Annotated in this window: 4 protein-coding genes; 1 reads left to right on the forward strand and 3 read right to left on the reverse strand. The window is 49.3% G+C overall.

Translation table 11 applies throughout. The features are described 5' to 3' along the window. Nucleotides 1–101 precede the first annotated feature (101 nt). Nucleotides 102–821: a replication initiation protein gene (locus tag HMPREF3119_RS07560; protein WP_012561120.1), complete on the reverse strand. Its 720-nt coding sequence runs from the start codon at nucleotides 819–821 to the stop codon at nucleotides 102–104. Nucleotides 822–1,380: 559 nt separating this feature from the next. On the opposite strand from HMPREF3119_RS07560, the gene ardK reads away from it, so the two are divergent. Further along, nucleotides 1,381–1,722: an antirestriction protein ArdAB regulator ArdK gene (gene ardK, locus HMPREF3119_RS07565; RefSeq protein ID WP_000057569.1), complete on the forward strand. Its 342-nt coding sequence runs from the start codon at nucleotides 1,381–1,383 to the stop codon at nucleotides 1,720–1,722. Nucleotides 1,723–1,736: 14 nt separating this feature from the next. On the opposite strand, the gene HMPREF3119_RS07570 is transcribed toward ardK, so the two are convergent. Then, a complete protein-coding gene (locus HMPREF3119_RS07570; RefSeq protein ID WP_012561121.1) occupies nucleotides 1,737–2,528 on the reverse strand; it encodes a SprT-like domain-containing protein in 792 nt (263 codons plus the stop codon). Nucleotides 2,529–2,678: 150 nt separating this feature from the next. After that, nucleotides 2,679–3,721 (reverse strand): translesion error-prone DNA polymerase V subunit MucB (gene mucB / locus HMPREF3119_RS07575; RefSeq protein WP_070579192.1); only part of this gene is annotated, 1,043 nt, incomplete at its 5' end.

Genomic DNA, 3,721 nt, shown 5'->3' on the forward strand with positions numbered 1-3,721 from the left:
CCCACCTTGCCGGGCGCCGCTGCCGTGTGGGAATGCACCCACCTTCCTGACGGAAATTAAAAAAACCTGTCAAATGACAGGCTCAAAGGTGCTGGTTTATGTCAGACGGGATTTTGCTTATCGAGTATTGAGAACAAAAACTTCCCTGAATCATCAATACGGTACTTAGCAAACAAGGGGGTTTTCTCGTTTATCTGCTTTAATGCAGGATCAAGAAAAGATCGTTTCAATTCTGCCAGATTCTTCTGTTGGGATTCCGGCAAAAGGAAACGGTCATTTAACCAAGCATGAGTAGTAACCCATAAGCCTGAAGATTTGAATTGAGCAAGACTTTCATAAAGGCGGATCGTCCGGGGATTTCGAAGACTGCCACAATCGCGGAGCGAGTAGGTGGTGAACTGGTTCGTCAGGCCGTAAATGTACGGCAGGAGTTTATGGTTAAATTCGATTTCCCAGATACCACGAGCTGATCGGCTGCCAGCCTCTGTTAGCCAGGGGCGCGCGACGCAGTCAAAACGCCCTTCTTTCGGGTAAAAGATTACCGCAGAACGGCTTAACTCAAACACGCCTTCTTTAACATCCTTGATAGCCTGGTTACGGCTTACCTGAAAAATTTGCTGATAGTCAGCCACCTTTACTTTGAAAGTAGAGTCACCGAGTACAGCCATCTCATCATCATCTTCGCTTACTGAAGCTGTGAAATACGTCTGCATAAGGCATAACCAGAGAACGCGCTTTGCTTTTAGCGAGAGGTAGTAAGCAGCTTCGGTAAGCTCGTTAGACTGCTTAACTTTTATCTTTTTGTTCAGCAACTTATCCATGCGCCTTGCCTTTGTGGGTTAAAAATTACTCTCCACACTACCACAAAGTTCAAACAAGTAAATACATTTTTTACAGTTTCGCATAAGGTGGGCCAATTCCCATAACAAGGTGGGCTAATTCCCATAGTAAGGTGGGCTGTTTCCCATAGATAGGTGGGGAAAATCCCATAACAAGGTGGGCGGATTCCCAGAGATAACACTTATTTATGATTTTAAATCAATGAGTTATATAGCTCTAAAAGACTTTAAAAAGATAAAAAATCTATAAAATACCTTTTAAAAATATGCCTGTGGATATGTGCATATCATCGCTTACCAGCGCCGCTTCGCGGCTCGGTCAACCCCTCAGAACCGCGAAAACAAGTTTCGCAGTTCTGAGGGGTTCATGTTTTAATCCGAGCATGGCGCCAGCACCTTCGCGGCACCATCGAGGCCCGCGCTGCTGCCGCACCGGGCCTCACCCTCAAATAAAATAAAGTTTATAAAAATCGTACTTGTATTGACCCCTGTTTATTCTGAGTATATCCTTTCTGTAACCAAAACTACGGAGGCGCCACAGATGGCTCAGAAAAACAGAATTTCAGAAACAGAATGGAAACAGCTGCTGCCGCAAATGGCTTCCTTTGCACACATCACAACAGATATTGGCTATTCCGTGCTTGTCAAAGGTGAGAAATCATCAGACGTAGCCACGCGAGTAGGCCGTTCCAAGCAAAACATTTCCAGCACCGTTAAGCGAATCTGGGATTTGTACCAGAACACCACTCTTAAAGCCGAGAACGGCGAACCATTAAAATTAGTTCAGGTCTGGATACCAGCAAGCCTTGCTGAAACTGTTTTAAAAGAAGCCGCGAAGTACAGCATTAATAACATCACGACCTCGGAAATGGAAAAAAAATAAAGTCCGAAAGGACTTTATTTTAAGACTACTAACGCGGCTTTATTACAGTGCTCGCCACCACAGTAAACCACTATCCCCGGTTTACCCCAGAGATTGATATGACACACCGGGCAGCTGTACTTTTCCCGGTTTGTTTTGTTCACCGGCGCTTCAGGCGGCGGGGTTACAAATCGCATGGCCTCTATGATCTCGTCGTCGAGTTCAACCGGGTCGCGCCCTTCCTCCACCTCCTGTTCGTGTTCGCTATCATCTTCCTCGTCGTCAATATAGCCTTTTCCTGTAGGGCTTAGCACAGCGCCAGGCTTAGGCTGGTAAGGCGGAAACCTGTCCATCCAGGAAAGCCGGAAATGGCCTGTCAGCAGTTCATCACAGGCCATATCGAAAAGGCCACCGGCAATAATATAATGGGTCATGCTCTGGCCCACTTTCCTGCCTCCCGGTTCGCCGGTATCAGAAGGCATTAGTCCTACCCGTTCCATCCGGGCCGCCCACTGTTTGTTGTGATAGCCACGGCGGCCAGGCTCGCCAAAATGGAATTGCCACTGATGAACCATCTCATGCACCAGTGTTGAAAGCGTGGCCTTTATGGTTCTGATCGAGAAATACACCGGATTCATAGCGATCTCGTCTACCGTGTACCCACTCTCACGGCCGACGAAACGCTTAAAGGAACAATAGCCATACGTTCGCTTCTCACGCTGCAACGTTATCAGGCATGGCGGCAGCTCGTTGCTGAATAGCTTCTCATTGAAAAAATCGTAGGCTCTCTGAAGTTCATCGTAGGTTTCGGGCGTAGGCAAATTCACTGCTAACCTCACATATATGTATTGTGCAATACACATAATTTAGCTGATCTTTTATACAGAGGAAACGGCTTTTACCGAAAACCGCGAAACCGTGCCGAAACTTGTTTCGGCCGGTTGAGGGGTTAACCGGCCCGTGTACGGCGCCGGTAATTATTTGATGGTGGCTATTGGTATTGAGCGCCAGTCTGTCGTGTAATCAGGTGACAACATCTGACGACGCATGGCAAAGGAGTTATCGATGCCCTGGCCTGCAAAAAAAAGCTGGCTCTTTCCACGCCGGTTTATACCATCAAGAACAGCCATTAAAGCCTCGCTGCCAGCTGAAGGCGTAGCAGAGTCGAATAAATCAAGCTGGGCCTCCTTCCCGCTAAAATCTGCCAGCATGACCCCTGCTTTTGCATACGCAATATCTTCCCGCCAGATCCGCGCCAGCGCGGCTTGTGCTGCCTGAATTATCGTGCGGCTGTCCTGGGTTGCCACCGTCAGTTTTTCGGTTGCCTGATTGGCATACTGTGTATCACGCACTGAATAAGGACTGGTACGGATAAAGACGCTTATGACGCGGCAGTATTGCCTCTCATTACGCAGTTTTTCAGCTGCGCGCGCTGCAAATCCGGTGACAGCCTGCTGCATGTCCGTCAGGGTTTCTACGCGTTGGCCGAATGAGCGCGACACAACAATCTGCTGCTTCGCAGGAGGGTTTTCTCCCAGGCTGAAGCAAGCCTCGCCGCGCAACTCCCGTACCGTTCTTTCAAGCACAACGCCGAATGTTTTACGGATTAGGCGCGTATCTGCCCTGGCTAAATCCAGCACCGTTTTGATCCCCATTGTGGCGAGTGCTTTCTCTGTACGATGGCCGACGCCCCAGACTTCCGCAACCGGCAGGATGCTCATTAATTTCTTCAGTCTGGCGCCATCGTCCAGAGCAACCACCCCGCCAGTAGCGGGCCATGTTTTTGCAGCGTGGTTACACAGCTTCGCCAGCGTCTTAGTACGGGCAATACCGACCCCGCATACCAGCGTTGTGTGTCGCCTGACTTCCTCGCGCAGTTGGCGCCCGAAAGCGTCAAGGCTCATGGCGGCCGTTATCCCTTTGCAGTCAACAAAAAGCTCGTCGATTGAATACTGTTCGACGTGGCTTGCAAGGGACTCAACTACGGCCGCGAACCGGGCCGACATGGAGGCATAGAGAG

It is taken from the genome of Morganella sp. HMSC11D09 (assembly GCF_001807955.1).
Classification (GTDB): Bacteria; Pseudomonadota; Gammaproteobacteria; order Enterobacterales; family Enterobacteriaceae; genus Morganella; species Morganella morganii.

Bases quoted from the DNA above. Each gene is read 5' to 3' on its own strand.
- HMPREF3119_RS07560 (WP_012561120.1), bottom strand. From the start codon at position 821: ATGGATAAGTTGCTGAACAAAAAGATAAAAGTTAAGCAGTCTAACGAG.
- ardK (WP_000057569.1), top strand. From the start codon at position 1,381: ATGGCTCAGAAAAACAGAATTTCAGAAACAGAATGGAAACAGCTGCTG.